General features: G+C 62.7%; 16 protein-coding genes. 14 read left to right on the top strand and 2 right to left on the bottom strand.

The window, feature by feature from the left end; translation table 11 throughout:
- Nucleotides 1-6 precede the first annotated feature (6 nt).
- The 13 genes from RS75_RS02775 (at nt 7) to RS75_RS02715 (ending at nt 15,724) form a co-directional block, all read left to right on the top strand.
- Entirely contained in the window at nt 7-3,810 is a 3,804-nt protein-coding gene (locus RS75_RS02775; protein ID WP_045017111.1) for a baseplate multidomain protein megatron, read from the top strand.
- A 34-nt stretch (nt 3,811-3,844) separates the two neighbouring features.
- Complete coding sequence (locus RS75_RS02770) at nt 3,845-4,051, top strand: hypothetical protein (protein WP_045017109.1); 207 nt, start codon at nt 3,845-3,847, stop codon at nt 4,049-4,051.
- 139 nt (nt 4,052-4,190) lie between these two features.
- A complete protein-coding gene (locus RS75_RS02765) occupies nt 4,191-4,445 on the top strand; it encodes a hypothetical protein (RefSeq protein WP_045017107.1) in 255 nt (84 codons plus the stop codon).
- A gap of 95 nt (nt 4,446-4,540) precedes the next feature.
- Nucleotides 4,541-5,212: a response regulator transcription factor gene (locus RS75_RS02760; protein WP_003512135.1), complete on the top strand. Its 672-nt coding sequence runs from the start codon at nt 4,541-4,543 to the stop codon at nt 5,210-5,212.
- Nucleotides 5,202-6,602 carry a sensor histidine kinase gene (locus RS75_RS02755; RefSeq protein WP_045017102.1) on the top strand — a complete coding sequence of 467 codons (1,401 nt, stop codon included), beginning with the start codon at nt 5,202-5,204 and terminating at the stop codon, nt 6,600-6,602. Before RS75_RS02760 ends, RS75_RS02755 begins: the two co-directional genes overlap by 11 nt.
- Before the next feature lie 107 nt (nt 6,603-6,709).
- A complete protein-coding gene (locus RS75_RS02750; protein WP_045017329.1) occupies nt 6,710-7,141 on the top strand; it encodes a membrane protein in 432 nt (143 codons plus the stop codon).
- Between the two features lie 146 nt (nt 7,142-7,287).
- Nucleotides 7,288-8,451 carry a c-type cytochrome biogenesis protein CcmI gene (gene ccmI / locus RS75_RS02745; RefSeq protein WP_045017101.1) on the top strand — a complete coding sequence of 388 codons (1,164 nt, stop codon included), beginning with the start codon at nt 7,288-7,290 and terminating at the stop codon, nt 8,449-8,451.
- A complete protein-coding gene (gene ccmE / locus RS75_RS02740; RefSeq protein ID WP_045017099.1) occupies nt 8,448-8,954 on the top strand; it encodes a cytochrome c maturation protein CcmE in 507 nt (168 codons plus the stop codon). Before ccmI ends, ccmE begins: the two co-directional genes overlap by 4 nt.
- Nucleotides 8,951-10,945, top strand: coding sequence for a heme lyase CcmF/NrfE family subunit (locus RS75_RS02735; RefSeq protein ID WP_045017097.1), 1,995 nt, complete (start codon nt 8,951-8,953; stop codon nt 10,943-10,945). The genes ccmE and RS75_RS02735 overlap by 4 nt, the downstream gene beginning before the upstream one ends.
- 125 nt (nt 10,946-11,070) lie before the next feature.
- A complete protein-coding gene (locus RS75_RS02730; RefSeq protein ID WP_045017095.1) occupies nt 11,071-11,535 on the top strand; it encodes a cytochrome c-type biogenesis protein in 465 nt (154 codons plus the stop codon).
- A gap of 155 nt (nt 11,536-11,690) precedes the next feature.
- A complete protein-coding gene (locus tag RS75_RS02725) occupies nt 11,691-13,244 on the top strand; it encodes a Do family serine endopeptidase (protein WP_045017094.1) in 1,554 nt (517 codons plus the stop codon).
- A gap of 302 nt (nt 13,245-13,546) precedes the next feature.
- On the top strand, nt 13,547-14,305 hold the full coding sequence (locus tag RS75_RS02720; RefSeq protein ID WP_045017093.1) for a response regulator transcription factor: 759 nt from the start codon (nt 13,547-13,549) through the stop codon (nt 14,303-14,305).
- A gap of 9 nt (nt 14,306-14,314) precedes the next feature.
- Nucleotides 14,315-15,724: a sensor histidine kinase gene (locus RS75_RS02715; protein ID WP_045017091.1), complete on the top strand. Its 1,410-nt coding sequence runs from the start codon at nt 14,315-14,317 to the stop codon at nt 15,722-15,724.
- 13 nt (nt 15,725-15,737) lie between these two features.
- Here the strand turns inward: RS75_RS02715 and RS75_RS02710 are convergent, their stop codons facing one another.
- Nucleotides 15,738-16,601 carry a MipA/OmpV family protein gene (locus tag RS75_RS02710; protein ID WP_045017088.1) on the bottom strand — a complete coding sequence of 288 codons (864 nt, stop codon included), beginning with the start codon at nt 16,599-16,601 and terminating at the stop codon, nt 15,738-15,740.
- Between the two features lie 340 nt (nt 16,602-16,941).
- On the opposite strand from RS75_RS02710, the gene RS75_RS02705 reads away from it, so the two are divergent.
- Entirely contained in the window at nt 16,942-19,911 is a 2,970-nt protein-coding gene (locus RS75_RS02705) for a bifunctional [glutamine synthetase] adenylyltransferase/[glutamine synthetase]-adenylyl-L-tyrosine phosphorylase (RefSeq protein WP_045017087.1), read from the top strand.
- Between the two features lie 208 nt (nt 19,912-20,119).
- Here RS75_RS02705 and RS75_RS02700 read toward each other — a convergent pair whose 3' ends face one another.
- A complete protein-coding gene (locus RS75_RS02700) occupies nt 20,120-22,456 on the bottom strand; it encodes a PAS domain-containing sensor histidine kinase (RefSeq protein ID WP_045017085.1) in 2,337 nt (778 codons plus the stop codon).
- Nucleotides 22,457-22,478: the final 22 nt, after the last annotated feature.

Genomic DNA, 22,478 nt, shown 5'->3' with positions numbered 1-22,478 from the left:
CGACCCATGGCGACCATTATCTTTCAGGCGGCGGGCGCAGCACTCGGCGGCGTTTTCGGCCCTCTAGGAGCCGTTATCGGCCGCGCGGCCGGTGCGCTGGCGGGCAATGCCGTCGACCGTGCGTTGCTTTCGAACGGGCGGACGGTGTCGGGCGCAAGGCTTTCGACGGCGCGGATTCCCGGTGCTGACGAGGGCGCCGCCATCAACCGGCTTTACGGCACGGCGAGGATTGGCGGCACGCTCATCTGGGCGACGCGCTTCGAGGAAAGCGTGGAGGTGGAGCGCCGCGGCGGCAAGGGCAATCGCGGCCCGAAGGTGGAAACCTATCGATACTTCGCCAATCTTGCCGTCGGGCTATCCGAAGGCGAAGCGGCCATGGTGCGGCGCGTCTGGGCCGATGGGCGGGAACTGGACCTGACAGACATCGAGATGCGCTTTTATCCCGGCAGCGAAACCCAGCTGCCCGATCCGTTGATCGAGGCGAAACAGGGCGCGGGCAACGCGTCGGCTTTCCGGGGGCTGGCCTATGTCGTGTTCGAACGCCTGCCGCTCGACAGCTATGGCAATCGCATTCCGCTCATGCAGTTCGAGGTGGTGCGGCCGGTCGGAAGGCTGGAAAAAACCATCCGCGCCATCACCATCATCCCCGGTGCGACGGAACACGGCTACGCCACGGCGCAGGTTTCCGAACGTACCGGCCTGGGTGAAAGCCGCATCATGAACCGCAACGGTCTTACGGCTTCGACCGACTGGCAGGCGGCCATCGACGAATTGCAGGCGCTTTGCCCCAACCTTCGCAATGTGGCCCTTGTGGTGAGCTGGTTCGGCACTGACATGCGGGCGGGCGAATGCCGCATTCTGCCGGGCGTGGAAGTGGCCGACCGCGACCGGGAAAGCGCCCCGTGGTCCGTCGCCGGCCTTTCACGTGGGGAGGCGCATCTGGTAAGCCACCACGATGGCGGACCGGCCTATGGCGGCACGCCGGATGATGCGAGCGTGGTGCAGGCGATAGCCGACCTCAAGGCGCGTGGGCTGAAGGTCTGCCTTTATCCCTTCGTGATGATGGATGTGCCGGCCAGCAACGGCCTGCCCGACCCCTATGGCAAAGGCGAGCAGGACGCCTATGGCTGGCGCGGGCGCATCACCTGTTTTCCGGCCCCCGGTAGGGCAGGTTCGCCCGACCGCAGCGAGGCAGCACGGGCGGAAATTTCCACCTTCTGCAACCGCGAAGAAGGATATCGCCGCATGGTGCTGCATTACGCGGCGCTGGCGGCAGAAGCGGGCGGCGTTGACGCCTTCCTGATCGGTTCGGAGCTTCGCGGCCTGACAGGCCTGCGCGACCGCAACGATGCCTTTCCTTTCGTGGAGGAACTGGTGCGACTGGCGGCGGACGTGCGCGCCGTTGTCGGGCCGGAGACGAAACTGACCTATGGCGCGGACTGGAGCGAATATTTCGGCTACCAGCCGGCGGACGGTTCGGGCGACGTGTTCTTCAATCTCGATCCTCTGTGGGCGAGCCCCGATATCGATGCCGTCGGTATCGACAATTACATGCCGCTTTCCGACTGGCGCGATGAGGACGTCGCAAACGGCAATCCTGATGGCATGAGCGGCCCGGACGATGCTGGCGCCTTCCACCGTGCGATGACGGCAGGCGAAGGCTTCGACTGGTATTACGCCAGCGACGCGGATCGCGTGGCGCGGCGGCGCACGGCCATCACCGATGGGCTGAAGGGCAAGCCATGGGTGTTCCGTTACAAGGACATCGGAAACTGGTGGCTGAACGCCCACTACGAGCGGGTGAAGGGCGCAGAGAAAACCACACCGACCGCATGGGTTCCGGGATCGAAGCCGGTCTGGTTCACCGAACTCGGCTGCCCGGCGGTAGACAAGAGTGCGACGCGCCCGAATGTCTTTCCCGATCCGAAATCGGCGGAAAACGCCTTTCCCCATTTTTCCCGCAGGGGCCGCACCGACAGCCAGCAGCGGCGGTTTCTGGAAGCACATCTTGAGCATTGGACGGGCGAAGGCGATGCCGCGATGGTGGACAGGAACCGGGTTTACCTGTGGACCTGGGATGCGCGGCCTTTTCCGGCCTTTCCGCAGAATGGAGCGGTCTGGAGCGACGGCGCAAACTGGCGCACCGGCCATTGGCTGAACGGGAGGCTGGGAACCGCGACGCTTGCGGATACGATTGCGACAATCCTCACCGATCACGGCTTTTCCGGTTTCGACGTCTCCGCCGTCAGCGGCGACCTGACCGGTTATGTGCAGGGCGACGTCACTTCCGCCCGCAACCTGCTGGAACCGTTGATGGCCGCGTTTCAGGTGGATGCCACTGAAGATGGCGGAACCCTGCGCTTCCGTTCCCGCAACTCGGCGGCGCTGCCCCTTCGTGACGTGGCCTTGGTCGCCGATCTGGAGGACGAGCCGCTATGGTCGGAAAATCGCGGCCATGACAGCGATTTCGCGGCTGAAGTCGTGCTGACCTCATTCAATCCCGCGCTTGATTACGAGCAGGCCAGCGTGCGTTCGCGTCGCATCGATGATGCCGGTAGCCGGGTGATGCGGCTCGATCTCAACGCTGCCCTCTCGGCGGAAACGGCGGAAGCGGCGGCTGAGGCCCTGTTGCGCGACAACCGGCAGGCGCGGCGCAGCTTGCGCTTTGCCCTGCCGCCTGGAGATATCGCTCTGGAACCCGGCGATTGCATCCGCCTTCCGCAAGGCGTTTTTGCGGAAGCTCCGGCAGGACGGTTTCTGGTCAGCCGGATCGAAGACGGCAATGTGCGTCAGGTGGAGGCACGCGCCTTTTCCGCTGCCCTCTCCGTTTTCGCAGGCGCTGCGGATGAACGGCGCACGGGTGGCGGAACCGGCACGGAAGGTTTTGCCCCGGAGGTGCTGTTTCTCGACCTGCCGCGCCATGACGGCCCCGCGCCGGAAGATTCGGCGCGGATCGCAGTTTTTGCGAGGCCCTGGCGGCCGGTTCTCGTCTCCGCTTCGCCGGGTGCGGAAGGCTATCGCCAACGCGTCGTGCTCGACCGGCCCGCGATGATTGGTGCGCTGACGATGCCTCTGACGCCTGGTCCGTCCGGCCGTTTCGACCGCAAAAACACCGTCCTGATCGATCTGCCCTCCGGCGAGCTTTCCTCGGTTGAGGAACTTTCGGTGCTGAACGGTGAGAACCGCATCGCGGTCAGGGCCGCAAACGGTGTCTGGGAGATCGTCGCTTTTGCGCGGGCCGATGAAATCGCGCCCTCTCGCTGGCGGCTTTCCGCCCTGCTGCGTGGGCTTGGCGGCACGGAAGATGCACTTGCCGCAGGCGCGGCCATCGGCAGCGCGGTCGTGGTGCTGGATGCGGCGGTAAAGCCGCTCGGCCTTGCCGCGAGCGAGTGCGGACGCCGCCTGAACTGGATCGCTGAAGCCGCAGGAAAGGTCGGTGCTCCCGCCGGGCCTTTCGCCTTCGAGGGCGGCTTGCGGGCGCAGACGCCGCTTGCGCCGGTGCATCTTTCCGGCGAGCGACGCAGGGACGGCGTTCTGCTGCGCTGGATGCGCCGGGGGTGGACAGAGGCCGATGGCTGGGACGCCACGGAGATACTGCTGGACGAGCCTTTCGAGCGTTACCGCGTGGAGGTGCTGGACGGCGAGGCCGTGCGACGCACGGTAGAGGTCTCCGGACCCTTCTGGTTGTACCCCGCCACCGATGAACTCACAGATTTCCCGGCATTGCGGGATCACATTTCCGTGCGTGTCCGCCAGCTCGGCCGCGCGGTGCCCTCGGGAGTGGCGGCGCAAGCCCTTCTCCCGCTCTGACAACTGCCTGAAAAACAACGCAAAGGACGAGATTATGGACACTACCAAGCCATGGTATCAATCGCGCACGATCTGGGGGGCGCTGATCGCGGTTTTCGCACCGCTTTTCAGCATCGCCGGTCTTAACCTGCCCGCAGGCCTGCAGGGCGAGCTGGCGGAGGGGCTGGTGACGGTGGCTGGCGGAATTGGCGGCCTCATCGCGCTTTACGGCCGCCTTTCGGCAACCCGCGCCATCCGCTGACAGGATTTGCGCCCATGCCGTCCCCACCGTGCGCCGTTGCGGCGGGGGCGGCATTCATTTGCCATTCAGACGCTTTGCGCTACAACTTCGGTCACAATACGGTTCGAGACGCACCCGATTTATCTGGAAGATTTGTGCAATGGCATCACCTCTCATCATCGCGACGCTTGCAGCCGGGCTTTCCGGTTTCACGGCGCCCGAGGCTGATTTGCAGGGCCATTACATTCTGGCTGCGAGCGACTGCGGCGCAGCCGTCTCCCGCGTGGTGCGCGAAACCGGCGGCCAGCTTCTTTCAGTCTATCCCTCGGGCGACGGTCAGTCCTGTGTCGTCACCGTTCTCGTCCAGGGCAATGGCGAGCGCCCGCGCAAGGTGACGATGCGCGTGCCGATGTAGCCTTGCCCGCATCGCCGAAATATCGGAAAACGATCCGAGAGACTTAGCATGACCGGCAACGCGCGCGCGGGCCGGGACACAGGAAAGGGCGGACAATGCGTATTCTCGTGGTTGAGGATGATGCCAATCTCAATCGTCAGCTGACCGATGCGCTGAAAGAAGCCGGTTATGTTGTCGATCAGGCATTCGACGGCGAGGAAGGGCATTATCTCGGCGATACCGAGCCTTATGACGCGATCGTTCTCGATATCGGCCTGCCGCAGATGGACGGCATCACCGTCGTCGAGAAATGGCGCGCCGCAGGCAAGGCCATGCCGGTCCTCATTCTCACTGCCCGCGATCGCTGGAGCGACAAGGTGGCGGGCATCGATGCCGGTGCCGACGATTACGTGACCAAGCCCTTCCATGTCGAAGAAGTTCTCGCCCGTGTGCGCGCGCTCATCCGCCGCGCCGCCGGCCATGCCTCCTCCGAACTCGTCTGCGGTCCGGTGAAGCTCGACACCAAATCCTCCAAGGCGACCGTCAACGGCGTGACGCTGAAGCTCACCTCGCACGAGTTCCGCCTGCTCTCCTATCTCATGCATCACATGGGCGAGGTCGTCTCGCGCACGGAGCTGGTCGAACATATGTACGATCAGGATTTCGATAGAGATTCCAACACGATCGAGGTGTTTGTCGGACGTTTGCGCAAGAAGCTCGGGGTTGATCTGATCGAGACGATCCGTGGTCTCGGTTACCGGATGCAAGCGCCGGCAGATGCGAAGTAACTCTCTTACCGCCCGCGTTCTGCTGCTCGCCTCTGCCTGGTCGGCGCTGGCGCTGGTGGTGATCGCTGTCGTGATTTCGACGCTCTACCGGCAGGGCGTGGAGCGCAGCTTCACCGATCTCCTGCGCGCCCAGCTCTATAACGTCATCAATTCCGTGACGATTTCCAACGAGAACACGCTGGCGGGCAGTCCGCAGCTCGGCGATCTCAGGTTTTCGCAGCCCGATACCGGCTGGTACTGGGTGGTGGAGCCGCTCGGCAACTTCCAGACCGCGCCGCTGGTCTCCTCTTCGCTCGGCGTGTCCTCATTGCCGGTGCCGAGCATCATCGATGCGCCATTCGACAACCGCTATGAGCGGTTTTATGCCGTCACCGATGAGGCGGGCAACAAGGTGCGTGTGGCCGAAACGGAAGTCGTGCTTGATGGTGAGGGCCGTGCGGCGCGGTTTCGCGTCTCCGGCAATCTGAATGTCGTTGAAGACGACGTGCGCGATTTTTCCAACAGCCTTTATCTGGCGCTCGCCGTCTTCGGCGTCGGCAGTCTGGTCGTCAACGGTCTGGCCATTCTCTACAGTCTGCGGCCGCTCGATCAGGCCCGCGTGGCGCTCGGCAAGATCAGGGGCGGGGAGGCGGAAAGCCTCGAAGGTGATTTCCCGCGCGAAATCCAGCCGCTGGCGAACGAGGTCAATGCGCTGATCGACAGCAACCGGCGGCTTGTGGAGCGCGCCCGCATGCAGGTCGGCAATCTCGCGCATTCGCTGAAAACGCCGATTGCCGTTCTTCTGAACGAGGCCCGCACGCTGGAGCCGCAGCATGGCGATCTGGTGCGTGCGCAGGCCGACGCCATGCAGGCGCAGGTGCAGTCCTATCTTTCCCGCGCCCGCATCGCCGCCCAGCGCGGCTCGATCCTTGCCCGAGTGGAAGCGGAGCCGGCGCTGGAACGGCTGGTGCGCGTGATGCGCCGCCTGAACCCCGACAAGCAGTTCGTGCTGAATTTCGAGCAGGCCGGCGCCGTGCTCGGCATGGAGCAGCAGGATCTGGAAGAGGTCGTCGGCAACCTTCTGGAAAATGCCGCGCGTTTTGCCGAGACGAGAGTGGTCGTCACGCTTACCGCTGGCACACACCCGTCCTCCGATGCCGAAATCGCGCGTCGCTCCTGGGTGGAACTGACTGTCGAGGATGACGGGCCGGGGCTGGAGCCGGGACAGATCAGCGAAGCGATGAAGCGCGGCAGGCGGCTGGACGAGAGCCGGCCAGGAACGGGCCTCGGATTGTCGATCGTTTCCGAGGTGGTGTCTGAATACCATGGCCGTTTTTCCCTCTCGCGCAGCGGGATCGGCGGGCTGAAAGCCGATCTGATTTTGCCCGGCCTCTCGAAAGAGCTTGCGTGAGCCACGAAAAAAGGCAAGAAATTCAATGCCGGTATATTAGGTGCAATGCGGTAGCGGAAAGAGGACAGGGTTTGGTTGACGTGTATGATGGTTGTCGCTCCGTGACGATGCGTTCGCTGGTGTCACGCCCGGCACTTCTCTCGATCCTGTGCGTTTCGATGCTGAGCGCCTGCACCACCACGGGCACCCGCCCGGCGGGCGGTGGCAGCCTGTTTGGCCGCTCGGCGCAGCCTTCGACACCGTTCCTTGCCAATCTGCAGGGCGGCATTGTCGGGCGAACCGGCGTGCAACTCGACAGGGGCGACCAGACCAAGGCGCTCGAGGCGGAATATAAGGCGCTGGAAACGTCCCCGGTCGGCACGCCGGTCTCATGGACCGGCGACGATGCCAGCGGGCAGGTGGTCGCCAACGCGCCCTATCAGGTCGGCAACCAGAATTGCCGGCAATATTCCCACACCCTGACTGTCGATGAAAAGGAAACCCGGGTGCGGGGTGCGGCCTGCCGCAATGCCGATGGCAGCTGGTCTCCTTTGACGTAAATCAACGTCGCGGACTTTCCACAATGACAGGAAGGGGCATCGTGGTGCAGCCGGAACATGCCGGGCGGTGCGGCGTGATGTCTCAAATTCACGTCATCTCCGTGCTTCGTGTTTCCATGTGCCGTGCATTCGAGTAATTGAGCCTTATGTTCTGGATTGTCGTTGCGATACTGACGGCGGCTGTCGCCATCGTCCTGATGTACCCGCTGATGCGGAAGACCGAGGTGTCGCAGACGCGCCGCGACGGCGAAGTTGCCGTCTATCGCGACCAACTCGCCGAACTCGACCGTGAACGCGCGGCCGGCCTGATCGGCGAAACCGAGGCCGAATATGCCCGCGCCGAAATTGGCCGCCGGCTGCTTGCCGCCGCCGATGCCGGGCAAGGTGCTGAAAGCAGCGCCCGGCCGCTTGGGCACAATCTCGCCGTAACCCTGATCACCGTTCTGCTGCCGGCACTCGGCCTCTGTCTTTACGTCTGGAAGGGAAGTCCGGAGGTGCCGGACATGCCGCTGGAAGCACGTCTCGAAAACCCCGGCAACGACATGAACCTTCTCGTTGCCCGGGCCGAAAGGCATCTGGCGCAGAACCCGGATGACGGCGCTGGCTGGGATATTCTCGCGCCGATCTATTTCAAGACAATGCGGCTTGGCGATGCCGAGCTTGCCTATCGCAATGCGCTTCGGCTCGACGGACCAAATCCGGAACGGCTGACGGGACTTGGCGAAACGCTGGTGGCGGGCAATGACGGCATCGTCATCGAAGCCGCGCGCAAGGCCTTTGCCGAGGCCGAACGGTTGAAGCCCGGCAACCCGCGCGCCCGTTTTTATCTGGCGCTTTCGCTGGAGCAGGCGGGCAAGGCCGAAGAAGCGCGTGCGGCCTTTGCGGCCCTGGCGGCGGATGCGCCGACCGGCGCGCCATGGTTGCCGCTGGTGCGCGAACATATCGCCAGAACCGGCGGTAAGGCAGCGCCCACAGCACCCGGCCCGACCGCAGACGATGTGGCGGCGGCGAAAGACATGACGCCCGCCGACCGACAGGCGATGATCGAGGGCATGGTGGCGAGCCTCGACGCCAAGCTGAAAGAAGACCCCGCTGATTTCGAGGGCTGGATGCGTCTCATGCGCGCCTATTCCGTCTTGAAGAACGAAGCGAAGGCGGGTGCGGCATTGAGAGCCGGCCTGCAGGCTTTTCCGCCCGAGGGCGAGCAGGGCAGACAGCTTCTGGCACTGGCAAAGGAATTGGGCGTTTCAGCCGGACCGGTCAGGGGGAGCGCTCCGCCGAATGCGGCGCCGCAGGGAGTGACGCAATGACCCGCAAACAGAAACGGCTGGCGATCATCGGGGGCGGCATGAGCTTCATCGTTGCGGCGGTGTTGCTCGTCATGTTCGCCTTCGGCCAGTCCATCGCCTATTTCTACATGCCGGCCGATCTGGAGAAGACGCCGGTCAATCCCGGCACCCGCATCCGCCTTGGCGGGCTGGTGGCGGAAGGCTCCGTCAAGCGCGGCGAGGGCCGCACGGTAAGCTTCACCGTGACCGACGGCGAAGCAAACGTACCGGTCAGCTATACCGGCATCCTGCCCGATCTCTTCCGCGAGGGGCAGGGCGTGGTGACGGAAGGTGTTTTCGATGCCGCGACCCACGGTTTTGTGGCTGACAGCGTTCTGGCCAAACACGACGAGAACTATATGCCGAAGGAAGTGGCCGATAGGCTGAAGGACAAGGGCCTGTGGCAGCAAACCGAGGGGGGCGGACAGCCTTCCGGTGCTTCCACAGACGGGGCTTCGGCCGACAAGACCGGAGCGACGCGATGATCAACGAGATCGGCCACTATGTTCTGGTTCTGGCGCTCGCCGTGGGGCTGATCGTCTCGACGCTGCCGGTGATCGGTGCACGCCGCAACGACCGCGCGTTGATGGATATCGCCTCGATCGGCTCCATCGTGATGTTCCTGCTGGTGGCCTTGTCCTTCGCTGCGTTGACGCGGGCCTATGCCGTCTCGGATTTCTCCGTCCGTAATGTTTGGGAAAACTCCCATTCGCTGATGCCGATGCTCTACAAGTTGACCGGCGTATGGGGCAACCACGAAGGCTCCATGCTGCTGTGGCTGTTGATCCTGGTGTTTTTCAGCATGCTCGTCGCCGTCTTTGGCCGCAACCTGCCGGAAACGCTCAAAGCCAATGTACTCTCCGTGCAGGCATGGATTTCCGTCGCCTTCCTGCTGTTCATCATGCTTACCTCCAATCCGTTCATGCGTCTGGAGCGGGTGCCGGCCGAAGGGCAGGACCTGAACCCGATCCTTCAGGATTTCGGTCTCGCCATCCATCCGCCGCTGCTCTATCTCGGTTATGTCGGCTTTTCCGTCTGTTTTTCCTTTGCCGTTGCAGCACTTCTGGAAGGCCGGATCGATGCGGCATGGGCGCGCTGGGTAAGACCGTGGACACTTGCCGCCTGGACCTTCCTGACGGCGGGCATCTCCATGGGGTCCTATTGGGCCTATTACGAACTCGGCTGGGGCGGCTGGTGGTTCTGGGACCCGGTGGAAAACGCCTCGTTCATGCCATGGCTTGCGGGCACGGCGCTGCTGCATTCGGCGCTCGTCATGGAAAAGCGCGAGGCGCTGAAAATCTGGACCGTGCTTCTGGCGATCATGACCTTTTCGCTGTCGCTGCTCGGCACCTTCCTCGTGCGCTCCGGCGTTCTGACCTCCGTGCACGCCTTCGCCACCGATCCGAGCCGTGGCATCTTCATCCTCTGCATTCTGACGCTTTTCATCGGCGGAGCCTTTGCGCTCTTCGCGTGGCGCGCGCCGACATTGAAGGTGGGCGGGTTGTTTGCGCCGATCTCGCGCGAAGGCGCGCTCGTCCTCAATAACCTGATCCTGACGGTATCGACCGCGACCGTGCTGATCGGCACGCTTTACCCGCTCATTCTCGAAACGCTGACGGGTGAAAAAATCTCGGTCGGTGCGCCGTTCTTCAACCTCACCTTCGGCCTCCTGATGATCCCGATCCTGATCGTCACGCCCTTTGGGCCGATGCTGGCCTGGAAACGCGGCGATCTTCTCGGGGCGTTCCAGCGGCTTTATGTGGCGGCGGCCGTTGCAGCCCTTGCCGGGCTGACGCTGTGGTATGTGGAAAACGGTGGTCCGGTGCTGGCGGCACTCGGCATTGCCGCCGGCTTCTGGCTGATCTTCGGGGCGTTCGCCGATCTCTGGTATCGCGCCAACTTCGGCAAGCTGGCCTTTGGCATTGCGTTCCGCCGCCTCAAGGGCCTGCCGCGCTCGGCTTTCGGTGCCGCGCTTGCCCATATGGGGCTTGGCATTACCGTGCTCGGCATCGTCACCGTCACCACCTTCGAGACCGAAACGGTTCTGGAAATGAAGCAGGGCATGGTGGCGGAAGCGGGCGGTTATAGCCTCACCTTCGATGGCATTCGCCATGCCGTCGGCCCGAACTTCACCGAGGATCGCGGCCATTTCACCGTGCGCAAGGCGGGCGTGGAGGTGGCCGACGTCTGGTCTTCCAAGCGGCTCTACACCGCACGCCGCATGCCGACGACGGAAGCGGGCATCGTGACCTTCGGCCTCAGCCAGCTTTATGTCTCGCTCGGCGATCCCATGGCCGATGGCGGCATGGTGGTGCGCATCTGGTGGAAACCCTTCATCCTCTGCATCTGGGGCGGCACGCTCTTCATGATGGCAGGCGGCTTCATATCGCTCTCCGACAGACGATTGCGGGTGGGCGCGCCGAACCGCAAGGCGAAGCCGGTAAAAGCGGCCGCGATGCCGGAGGCGGCGGAATGAGTGCGGCCTTCCTACCCTCATTCCTGTGCCTGTCACAGGAATCCAGTCGACGCGCGTCTGCGCGGCGAAAGACTCCTTTCAGCCCAAGGACTTGGGCTGGCTGGATTCCTGTGACGAGCACAGGAATGAGGGAGGGTGTGGTGAGGCTAACTCTTCTTCTCACCCTTCTGTTCGCCGCGTTTCCCGCATCGGCCTTCAATCCCGACGAGGTGCTGAAGGACCCTGTGCTCGAACAGCGGGCGAGGAACCTCACCTCGCAACTGCGCTGCATGGTCTGTCAGAACCAGTCGATCGACGACAGCAATGCCGAGCTGGCACGCGATCTGCGCGTTCTGGTGCGGGACAGGCTGGTTGAGGGCGACAGTGACGGGGCCGTGATCGATTACGTCGTGTCGCGCTACGGCGAGTTCGTGCTGCTGAAACCGCGCCTCAGCCTTCGCACCGTGCTGTTGTGGGGCGCGCCCATCGGTCTCACCCTTGCGGGAATTTTTGCCGTCTTTATCTTTTCGCGCCGCCGGGCAACGCAGGAGCGGCCGCAAAAGCTGAGCGCGGACGAAGAAGAGCGAATTCGCAATCTCATTGAAAAATAATCGATTTCCATGTCTGTCCTCGGTTCTTTTTCAACATTACGGATTTTTCATTCGTCAGACACTTCGCTGTAAGGTGTCACCTCCTATATCTTTCTCATCCACCGCTTCTCCCCGGTAAAACGGGCTCCAGTCTGAATGAAGAAAGAAGGTACACCATGTCTCACTCGCAAAACGGACGTTCCTCGCTGAAGACGGTTCTGAAGGCGACGACCGTTGGCGGTCTTGCCGCGCTGATGCTTTCGACCGGCATCGCCGCACCGATCACCCATTTGTTTGCCGCACCCGTCGAAGTGACTGCGCCGCAGGTTCCGAGCTTCGCCAATGTGGTCGACGCGGTTTCGCCCGCCGTCGTCTCCGTTCGCGTCCAGTCGAACGTGCAGCCCGCTTCCGACGACGCCAGCAACTTCTCCTTCAACTTCGGCGGCCGTGGTCTCGATCAGCTGCCGGACGACCATCCGCTGAAGCGCTTCTTCAAGGAATTCGGCGGCCCCAACCAGGATCGCTCCGACCGTGGCCCGAACCGCCATCGTGACGGCAAGGGTCCGCTGCGCCCGGTCGCTCAGGGGTCCGGTTTCTTCATCTCCGAAGACGGTTATGTCGTGACCAACAATCACGTGGTCGATGACGGTTCCGCCTACACGGTTGTGATGAATGACGGCACCGAACTCGAAGCAAAGCTCGTCGGCCGCGATCCGCGCACCGATCTGGCGCTGCTGAAGGTCGATGTGAACCGCAAGTTCACCTATGTGCAGTTTGCCGATGACAGCAAGATCCGCGTCGGTGACTGGGTCGTCGCCGTCGGCAACCCCTTCGGCCTTGGCGGCACGGTTACCTCCGGCATCATCTCGGCTCGTGGCCGCGATATCGGCTCCGGCCCCTATGACGATTACCTTCAGATCGACGCCGCCGTGAACCGCGGTAACTCCGGCGGTCCCGCCTTCAACCTCAACGGTGAAGTGGTCGGCATCAACACCGCGATCTTCTCGCCCTCCGGCGGCAATGTCGGCATCGCCTTCGCCATTCCGGCATCGGTGGCCAAGGACGTGATCGCCGACCTGCAGAAGGACGGCAAGGTCGAACGCGGCTGGCTCGGCGTGCAGATCCAGCCCGTCAGCAAGGACATTGCCGAATCGCTCGGTCTTGCCGAAGCGAGCGGTGCGCTCGTCGTCTCGCCGCAGTCCGGCTCGCCGGGCGACAAGGCCGGTATCAAGCAGGGTGACATCATCACCGCCGTCAACGGCGAGCCTGTCAAGGATGCCCGCGATCTGTCGCGCCGCATCGGCGGCATGGCCCCCAATGCCAAGGTTGAAATCTCGCTCTGGCGCGGCGGCAAATCGCAGTCGGTGACGGTAACGCTCGGGGATCTCGCAAGCGACGACGCCTCCAAGGCGACGCCGGGCCAGAACAACGACAGCGGCAGCCAGTCTTCCAGCGAGAAGGTGCTGTCCAGCCTCGGCCTGACGGTTTCTCCCGCCGATGACGGCAACGGCCTTGCCATCACCGACGTCGACCCGGACAGTGACGCTGCTGCCCGTGGCCTGAAGACGGGTGAAAAGATTACCTCCGTCAACAACCAGCAGGTGGCTTCCGCCGCCGAGATCGAGAAAATTCTCGAACAGGCCAAGAAGGACGGACGCTCCAAGGCGCTGTTCCAAATCCAGACGGACAATGGCAGCCGCTTTGTCGCTCTCGATATCGACCAGAGCTAAGAATGTGAAATGCGATGCCGGTTTCTCTTGCGAGGCCGGCATCGTATCCCGCTCTTGAGATGGGGCGGTTGAGTATGGCAGGGCGTTGCCGGCCATTTCTTCTCCCCGCCGGGGAGAAGATGCCCCAAAGGGGCAGATGAGGGGGCAACCCCTCGGTCTATCGCTAACGTCGCCCCCTCATCCCGCTGCCGCGACCTTCTCCCCGGCGGGGAGAAGAAACAAGCGAAAACCACCCGTCCATATGCAATCGCCCCGTCTCAAGGCCGGGAGACGCTAGAGATCAGGACTTCGGAGGAAATCTCATGGAAAACAAGGTTCAGGAAATGTCTGTCGCATCTGTTTCCGGTTGTGCGGAAAAGGGCGAGGGCGCTATGGTCCCGCACATGAAGATTCTTGTTATTGAAGACGATCTCGAGGCTGCGGCCTATATGACCAAGGCGTTCCGGGAGGTTGGTATCGTCGCCGACCACGCGAGCGATGGTGAAAGCGGCCTGTTCATGGGCTGCGAGAATTCCTATGACGTAATGGTGATCGACCGCATGCTGCCGCGCCGCGACGGGCTTTCTGTCATCAGCGAGCTGCGCCGGCGCGGCATCGAGACGCCGGTCCTTATTCTTTCCGCGCTGGGGCAGGTGGATGACCGCGTGACGGGCCTGCGCGCCGGCGGCGATGATTATCTGCCGAAACCCTATGCCTTTTCCGAACTGCTCGCCCGCATCGAAGTGCTCGGCCGCCGCAAGGGCAAGCCCGAGCAGGATATGATCTACCGGGTTGGCGATCTCGAACTCGACCGGCTGTCGCACGATGTCCGTCGCGGCGGCAAGGAAATCCTGTTGCAGCCGCGTGAATTCCGCCTGCTGGAATATCTCATGAAGAATGCCGGCCAGGTGGTGACGCGCACCATGCTTCTGGAAAACGTCTGGGATTATCATTTCGACCCTCAGACCAATGTGATTGACGTCCACGTGTCCCGCCTCCGCTCGAAGATCGAGAAGGACTTCGACAAGCCGCTTTTGAAGACCATTCGCGGCGCGGGCTACATGATGAAGGACGAGGGCTGATTGGCGAAAATGGCCCGCCTCAGAATATTGTTCCGGTCGACAGCGGTGCGCCTTTCGGCGCTGTATATCCTGCTATTTGCGCTCTGCGCCGCCTTTCTGGTCTTTTATGTCACCGCCCTTTCCGAACGGCTGCTGAACCAGCAGACGCGTGATGCGGTGCTGCAGGAAGTGTCGGACGTGCAGCGCATCTATAATCGCGGCGGCATCAACCCGCTTCTGCGGATGATGGAGCGCCGCGCCCGCCAGCCGGGGGCGAGCCTTTACATCATCGCCGGCCCGAATGGCGAAATCCTTGCCGGCAATGTCGCTTCCGTGCAGCCTGGCGTGTTCGACAAGGAGGGCTGGACGGGTTTCCCCTTCCGCTACGAGCGTTATTCCGAAAGCGGCGACAGCGTGCAGCATATGGCGACCGCCAATGTCTTCATGCTGGACAACGGCCTGCGTATCCTGATCGGCCGCGATCTCGGCGAGCCGACCAAGTTCCGGGCGCTGGTGCGCAACGCGCTGATGGTGGCGCTCGCCATCATGAGTGCCGGTGCGCTGCTGATCTGGTTCGGCATTGGCCGCAATGCCCTCAAACGCATCGACCGCATGTCGGCGGCGACAAAGAAAATCATGGCCGGCGATCTTTCGCAGCGCCTGCCGCAGGGCCGCTCCGGCGACGAATTCGACAGGTTATCCGGCTCGCTCAATGCCATGCTCGGCCGTATCGAGAAGCTGAACGAGGGCTTGCGGCAGGTCTCCGACAATATCGCCCATGACTTGAAAACGCCGTTGACCCGGCTGCGCAACAAGGCCGCCGCAGCACTGGACGATAATGACGAGACGAAACGGCGCGCGGCGCTCGAAGGCATCATCGCCGAATCCGACCAGCTTATCCGTACCTTCAATGCCCTATTGATGATTTCCCGCGTCGAGGCAGGCTCGATTGCCGCCGAGATGACCGATGTGGATATGTCGGCGATCGCCGCCGACAGCGCCGAGCTTTACGAACCGGTGGCCGAAGATGCCGGGTTGGCACTGGAGGCCGAGATCGAACCGGGCCTTTCGGTACAGGGCAACCGGGAACTGATCGGCCAGGCGCTTTCGAACCTCATCGACAACGCCATGAAATATGCCTGCGAGGGCGAAGGCGAAAAAAAACTCGTCGTGCGTCTGGCAAGGCAGCCGGACGCCATCGTGCTTTCCGTCGCCGACAATGGCCCCGGCATCCCCGCCGATAAACGCGGCGAGGTGCTGAAACGTTTCGTGCGGCTGGATGAAAGCCGCTCGAAACCCGGCACGGGACTTGGCTTATCCCTGGTGGAAGCCGTAATGGAACTGCACGGCGGATCGCTCGTGCTGTCGGACACCGACGCATCGAACGCCGCCCGCCCGGGACTGACCGTTTCGATGGTCTTTCCCGAGAACGGTCGCTGAGGCCTGATCCGGCTCAGAACGTATAGGACACACCAAGCATCGCGAAGGGTTGAATGTCCTTCTTCGAGAGGGGGCTTTCCTTGGCGTCGCCGATCAGGAAGCCGACGCCGCCGGCACCCGTCAACGTCCAGTTTTCCGTCATCAGGTAGGAGACGGAGGCACTGGCGTCGATGCGCTTGAAGCCCGACTTCGCGTCGTATCGGCGCAGGCCCGAACGGGCGGACTGGGCAGAGGTTACGCCGAAATAGGATTTCATATGGTTGTCGTCCGCCCAGGTGGCGGACAGATCAGCGCCGAAGATGAATTGCTCGTATTTCTGGGAGACGCTTGCGCCGACAGTGGCGGTCAGACTTTCGCTGCCGCCGATAGTCTTGTCCACCTTGGCATAGATTTCGAAGGGGTCGACGCCATAGGCGACGACGCCGCCGACCACGCCGCCCGCCTTGATGTCGCCCATCCCACGAAGATTTTTCTTGTCGTCCTTTTCCTTGCGCCCCTCTTCCCAGCCGCCCTTGACGCCCAGTCTGAAGCCGTTCTGGTTGAAGAGGTTGACGGTGGCGCCGCTGAAATCGATGCTCAGCGTATCGCCGTACTCGACGGAAACCAGCGGGAAGGGGCCGGCCTCGAATTTGTCTGAACCCTCGTATTTGGGCGCATAGACCGCACCCACGCCGAGCGTGATTTTCCATTCGCTGGAACTGCTGTAGCGGGCGTCGTCGAAATTGCCCTGCGGATCGGCCGACCTGTCCGATTTGCCGATATCGGCCGCAAAAACGGGCGTGCAGACGGCCTGCGCCATCGGCAACGCTGTCAGGCACAATGCCAGCGCGCGCAGGTTTTTGTGCCATTTTGCCGTAAAAATCTGTTTCATGATCATATCCGTTGCAGCCTTGATGAATTTCCGGGCTGGGCTTGAAGCGCCGGAAAACCTGGAGTCGGGTTTCGTTGAGGAGGACGCTACGCGGGCATAATTGCAGCGACATTACGCGGTGCGGTCCTCATCGTGCGAAACGAAAGCCCGAGTGCTGGATCTGGAAAACATCGGCATAAGCGGTTTTCCTGATCGCAAAGCGCCCCGCATTTGTTACAACGCGGGAGTGTATGCGCCCGGAGGCTTCGACGACGTGCGGCGGCAGGACGGTTTTCGGAGGCGGTGCGTCCCGAAAGCGAGGCACGGTCGAAGGGCGGACGGGACAGTCGGGAGAGGGAGAGAGACAGTGACGCAACCCCAAACCGCGCAAAGGCGGCTGAGCGAGGTTCTGCCGGGCGTGATCCGCCCCTATACGCAGACGGAACTGAAATCGGTTCTTTCGACGCTGAAAGACATCGGCAAGAATGAGCCGGCGGTGGCCGCGCTGCTTGCCGGTGAAAGCCCGCTGAAGGAATTCATTGCCGCGGCTTTCACGCTGTCGCCCTATCTGCGCGACATGGCTGCGGCCGATGAAGGGCTGCTGACACTGGCGATTTCCAAACCGCTGGAGCCGCTGCTGACCGATCTTGTCCGTCAGGCCCGCGATTGCTGGAAGCCCGGGCAAGAGGGTGGCGTGCCCGTCGAAAACGAGGTGATGTCGCGTTTGAGAATAGCCAAACGGCGGCTTTCCTTCGTCGCAGCACTCGCCGATCTGGCGCGCATCTTCACCGCCCGCGATACGACGCGCTGGCTGAGCGACATGGCGGATGCATCGCTTTCCGCCGCCATCGATCATCTGCTGCTCGTCGCCCATGAAAGCGGCAAGCTCAAACTGAAGAACTTCGCCGCGCCAAGTGAAGGCTCGGGACTGATCGTGCTCGGCATGGGCAAGCTCGGAGCACGCGAACTCAACTATTCCTCCGATATCGACGCGGTGGTGTTCTTCGAGCCGTCGGCGGGCATCATCGACGATCCCTATGATGCGACGGAGAATTTCGGCCGCATGATGCGCCGCCTCGTGCGCATCATGCAGGAGCGCACGGCCGATGGTTACGTCTTCCGCACTGATCTCAGGCTCCGGCCAGACCCCGGCTCGACGCCGCTCGCTATCCCCGTGGAAGCGGCGCTGCTTTATTACGAGGGCAGAGGTCAGAACTGGGAACGCGCCGCCTATATCAAGGCGCGGCCGGTGGCGGGCGATCTTGCGGCAGGCGAAAATTTCCTGCGCGAACTGACGCCCTTCATCTTCCGCAAATATCTCGATTATGCGGCGATTGCCGATATCCATTCCATCAAACGGCAGATTCACGCGCATAAGGGCCATGGCGCGATTGCGGTGAAGGGCCACAACGTCAAGCTCGGGCGCGGCGGCATCCGCGAGATCGAGTTCTTTGCGCAGACGCAGCAGCTTATCGCCGGCGGGCGTATGCCGGCGCTGCGGGTGCGGGCAACGGAAAATGCGCTTGCGGCGCTGACCGAGGCGCAATGGATCGACGCCGAGACGCGTGACAGCCTGACGGAGGCCTATTGGTTCCTTCGCGAGGTGGAGCACCGTATCCAGATGGTGCGCGACGAGCAGACCCATGTGCTGCCCGACACCGAGACGGAATTGAAGCGCATCGCCTTCATGCTCGGTTTTGCCGATACGAAGGCGTTTTCCGAAAGACTGGAAGAGGTGCTGCGGCTGGTGGAACGCCGTTACTCGGCGCTGTTCGAGCAGGAAACGAAGCTCTCCGGTGAGGCAGGAAATCTGGTCTTCACCGGGCAGAAAGACGATCCAGATACGTTAAAGACGCTCGCGGCATTGGGTTTCGAACGCCCGGAGGATATTTCCCGCGTCATCCGCACCTGGCATAATGGCCGCTACCGGGCAACGCAATCGGTCGAGGCGCGCGAGCGGCTGACGGAGTTGACGCCGGATCTGCTCAGAGCCTTCGGCGAAAGCAAGCGGGCGGACGAAGCCCTGCTGCGCTTCGACAATTTCCTCTCCGGCCTGCCGGCGGGCATTCAGCTTTTCTCGCTGCTCGGCAATAATCAGGCGCTGCTGTCACTGTTGGTGACGATCATGTCGTCGGCGCCGCGCCTTGCCGAGATCATCGCCGCGCGTCCGCATGTCTTCGACGGCATGCTCGACCCGGCGCTGATGAGCGATGTGCCGACGCGCGATTATCTCGGTAGCCGGATGGCGAGTTTTCTCTCCAATGCCCGCCACTACGAGGATATTCTCGACCGGTTGCGCATCTTCGCGGCCGAGCAGCGTTTCCTGATCGGCGTTCGGCTTCTGACCGGTGCTATCCGTGGTGAGATCGCCGCCCGCGCCTTCACCCATCTCGCCGATCTGGTGATCGAGGCGGCCCTGAATGCGGTTCTTTCGGAGATGGAGGCGGCGCATGGGCCTTATCCCGGCGGGCGCGTGGCCGTCATGGGCATGGGCAAGCTCGGCTCCTTCGAATTGACGGCCGGTTCGGATGTCGACCTCATCCTCCTCTATGATTATGACGATGCCGCCCATGAATCCACCGGCGCAAAGCCGCTTGACGTGGTGCGTTATTTCACCCGCGTCACCCAAAGGCTGATCGCGGCGCTGTCGGCGCCAACGGCCGAGGGCGTGCTTTACGAGGTGGACATGCGGCTTCGCCCCTCCGGCAACAAGGGGCCGGTGGCGACACGCATTTCCGCCTTTGAGAAATACCAGCGCGAGGAAGCCTGGACCTGGGAACATATGGCGCTTTCGCGCGCCCGCCTGATCTGCGGCGATGTTTCGCTTATCGAAGATGCGCGCCACATCGTTGCCTCGGTGCTTTCCCGGAAACGGGAGGTGGCGAAAGTCTCCGCCGACGTGCTGGAAATGCGCAGCCTCATCGAACAGGAAAAGCCGCCGGAAAACATCTGGGACTTCAAGCTCATCAATGGCGGTCTGGTCGATCTGGAATTCATCGCCCAATATCTGGCGCTCGTCGGCCCGGTGAAGGGTCTCGCCCCGCACGAACCCGGGCGCAATACGGCAGAGGCGTTGCAGGTGCTGGCCGCGCCGGTGATGGAGCAGCAATCCTTCGACGACTGCATGGCGGCAATGGCGCTCTATACCGAGATTTCCCAGATCGTGCGGCTGTGCATCGACGGCGCCTTCAACCCGAAGGAAGCTCCGGCCGGCCTCATCGATCTCGTCTGCCGGGCTGGAGACTGCCCGGATATTTCCACGCTGGAGGGCGAGGTGAAGCGGTTGGCGAAGACGGTGCGGAAGGCTTTTGTGGCGACGGTGAAGAATGGCGGGTGATGTGGGTGGGTGCGATACCCCCTCTGCCCTGCCGGGCATCTCCCCCTCAAGGGGGAGATCGATATGCGGCACCTTTTAGGCCACCTCTAATGTTGCGAATGAGCGAGTGTTAGCTCCTAGCCGATCTCCCCCCTTGAGGGGGAGATGCCCGGCAGGGCAGAGGGGGGTGCTGCGCGCCGCCGTTGCTTTAGCGCGACCCCACACCCACTCAATGCACTGTGCCGCAATGCCCCGCCACATGTGGGATGATGATCGTCACCACTGTTCCCCGGCCTTCGCAGGAGCGGATTTTCATCGTGCCGCCATGCAGCCTGACGAGCGAGCGGGAGATGGCAAGGCCGAGGCCGGAGCCGCCCTGGCTTTTGGCGTATTGGCTCTGCACCTGCTCGAAAGGCTGGCCGATCTTGTCGAGCGCCTGGGCGGGTATGCCGATGCCGGTATCGGCGATAGTGAGGATCATGGCGGCCTCGTGCACATGGGTGCGCAGCGCGATGCGGCCGCCATCGCCGGTGAATTTCACGGCATTGGAGAGCAGGTTGAGCATGATCTGCTTCATGGCGCGGCGGTCGCCCTGCATCGTCAGCCCGGCGCAGACCTTCTGCTGCACGGTGATGTTCTTCTGCTCGGCCTGAATGGCGGTCAGTCGCAGGGTTTCCTCGATGAGCGGCGCCAGATCGATCGTCTCGCGATTGATGCGCATATGGCCCGCCTCAATCTTCGACATGTCGAGAATGTCGTTGATGACGTTTAAGAGGTGCTTGCCGCTGTCGTGGATATCGCGGGCATATTCGGAATATTTCGGCGAACCGACCGGCCCGAACATCTCGTTTTGCAAGATTTCGGAAAAGCCGAGAATGGCGTTGAGCGGCGTGCGCAGCTCATGGCTCATATTGGCGAGGAATTCGGATTTTGCGAGGTTGGCGGCCTGGGCGCGCTCTTTCTCGGCGAGATAGTTGGCGTTGGCGTCGGAAAGCTCGGTCTTCTGCCGTTCCAGCTTGTGCTGCGAGGCGGAAAGATCGCCGATGGTGGCCATCAGCCGGCGTTCGGAATCGCGTAGGCGCTCCTGATGGCGCTTCAGAAGCGTGATGTCGGTGCCGACGGAAACGAGGCCGCCGTCACGGGTGCGGCGCTCATTGATCTGCAGCCAGCGATCGTCGGCGAGCTGCACTTCCGTGGTGCGCGAAAGGCCTGATTGGTCGGGGTCCGCAACGCGCCGCTCCACCACCGGGCGTGCGGCCGCCGCATGCACGGTGCTTTTCTCCGTACCTGCCACCAGCACGCTGTCCGGAAGACCGTAAGCCTTCTGGTAATGGGTGTTGCACATTACGAGACGGTCGTTCTTGTCCCACAGCACGAAGGCTTCCGAGGTGGATTCGATGGCGTCAGCCAGGCGCTGGTCGGCCTCGGCATAACGTTGTGCGAGGCGATGCTGTTCCGTAACATCCATGGCGATGCCGATGACGCGCGGGCCATTATTGGTGCGGATGACCTGGGCGCGGGCGCGCAGCCAGACATAGTGGCCCTTGGCATGGCGCATGCGGAAGATCTGGTCGATCTGGCGTAGATCGCCGCAGCCGACAGCGCGGGCAAGCTCGTAGAGATTACCGTCTTCGGAATGCATCATCCGCGCGGCATCGGAAAAGGACAGCGGCGCTGCTTTCGGCGGCCTGCCGAGGATTTCGTAAAGCGAGCCGGACCAGAACATGCGCCGTGTCGAAAGATCGAAGTCCCAGAGGCCGCAGCGGCCGCGCGACAGGGCCGTCTCCACCCGCAGGTTGGATTCGGCGAAGATGTCGTCGGCGTCGCGGGCGCGTTTGACCTGCATGTAATAGGCGTAGAGCACGACGAGAAGGATCGAGGATATGCCGGCGAAGAGTGTAACATTCATGGCGATTTCGCTGCGCCAGAACGAGCGGATCGGTTGAAGCGAGCGCCACGCGATCACCATGCCGCCATCGTCGCCGAAGGGGATCATCGTCGCATAATGCGGCTCGCCTTCGATATTGGTCTCGATGGTGCCGGGTGCGCCCGGAAATCGCTGTACGATGGCGATTTCAGGCAGCAAGGCGGGCAACGACGTGCCGATATAGAGCGTGGCGTCCTTGCCGGTACCGGCGAAAATCCGGCCGTTGCTGCCCGACAGAAGTACCATCGTGCCATCGGCAAGACTTCCGGAAGGCAGCGCTGCGGCAAGGCTCGCCTCGGCACGGGTGCGCTCTTGCGAGGCAAAGACAATACCGTTGTTGATAAGGGCTGCCTTGGCCGTCAACGCCGTCAGCGCCGTGGAGTGGCGGGCGGCCTCTTCCATGCGGCTGTATTCGGCAACGATGCCCAACATGCGCGAAGCCGCAATGACGACGAGGAAGGCGAGGATGAGAATGGGGATCAGGCGTTTCAGCAGGGTCTCGACCTGCGGCATCGGGCGGTCGGAGCCATTCATCAAACCCATCAGGTCGCTGGAGAGCCTTTCGCCCCAGGCCGCAAGATCAGAAAATTTGGCATACGGCCGCTCATCGCCCGCAGTCGCCCGCCGCACGTTCGTCATTGTCCCGCCTTCGTGATATCCC

The sequence above is a fragment of the Rhizobium nepotum 39/7 genome, from assembly GCF_000949865.1.
GTDB classification, from domain to species: Bacteria; Pseudomonadota; Alphaproteobacteria; order Rhizobiales; family Rhizobiaceae; genus Agrobacterium; species Agrobacterium nepotum.
This window is presented reverse-complemented; position numbering and strand designations above follow the sequence as displayed.

Bases quoted from the DNA above. Each gene is read 5' to 3' on its own strand.
- RS75_RS02775 (WP_045017111.1), top strand. From the start codon at position 7: ATGGCGACCATTATCTTTCAGGCGGCGGGCGCAGCACTCGGCGGCGTT.
- RS75_RS02770 (WP_045017109.1), top strand. From the start codon at position 3,845: ATGGACACTACCAAGCCATGGTATCAATCGCGCACGATCTGGGGGGCG.
- RS75_RS02765 (WP_045017107.1), top strand. From the start codon at position 4,191: ATGGCATCACCTCTCATCATCGCGACGCTTGCAGCCGGGCTTTCCGGT.
- RS75_RS02760 (WP_003512135.1), top strand. From the start codon at position 4,541: ATGCGTATTCTCGTGGTTGAGGATGATGCCAATCTCAATCGTCAGCTG.
- RS75_RS02755 (WP_045017102.1), top strand. From the start codon at position 5,202: ATGCGAAGTAACTCTCTTACCGCCCGCGTTCTGCTGCTCGCCTCTGCC.
- RS75_RS02750 (WP_045017329.1), top strand. From the start codon at position 6,710: ATGCGTTCGCTGGTGTCACGCCCGGCACTTCTCTCGATCCTGTGCGTT.
- ccmI (WP_045017101.1), top strand. From the start codon at position 7,288: ATGTTCTGGATTGTCGTTGCGATACTGACGGCGGCTGTCGCCATCGTC.
- ccmE (WP_045017099.1), top strand. From the start codon at position 8,448: ATGACCCGCAAACAGAAACGGCTGGCGATCATCGGGGGCGGCATGAGC.
- RS75_RS02735 (WP_045017097.1), top strand. From the start codon at position 8,951: ATGATCAACGAGATCGGCCACTATGTTCTGGTTCTGGCGCTCGCCGTG.
- RS75_RS02730 (WP_045017095.1), top strand. From the start codon at position 11,071: ATGAGGGAGGGTGTGGTGAGGCTAACTCTTCTTCTCACCCTTCTGTTC.
- RS75_RS02725 (WP_045017094.1), top strand. From the start codon at position 11,691: ATGTCTCACTCGCAAAACGGACGTTCCTCGCTGAAGACGGTTCTGAAG.
- RS75_RS02720 (WP_045017093.1), top strand. From the start codon at position 13,547: ATGGAAAACAAGGTTCAGGAAATGTCTGTCGCATCTGTTTCCGGTTGT.
- RS75_RS02715 (WP_045017091.1), top strand. From the start codon at position 14,315: ATGGCCCGCCTCAGAATATTGTTCCGGTCGACAGCGGTGCGCCTTTCG.
- RS75_RS02710 (WP_045017088.1), bottom strand. From the start codon at position 16,601: ATGATCATGAAACAGATTTTTACGGCAAAATGGCACAAAAACCTGCGC.
- RS75_RS02700 (WP_045017085.1), bottom strand. From the start codon at position 22,456: ATGACGAACGTGCGGCGGGCGACTGCGGGCGATGAGCGGCCGTATGCC.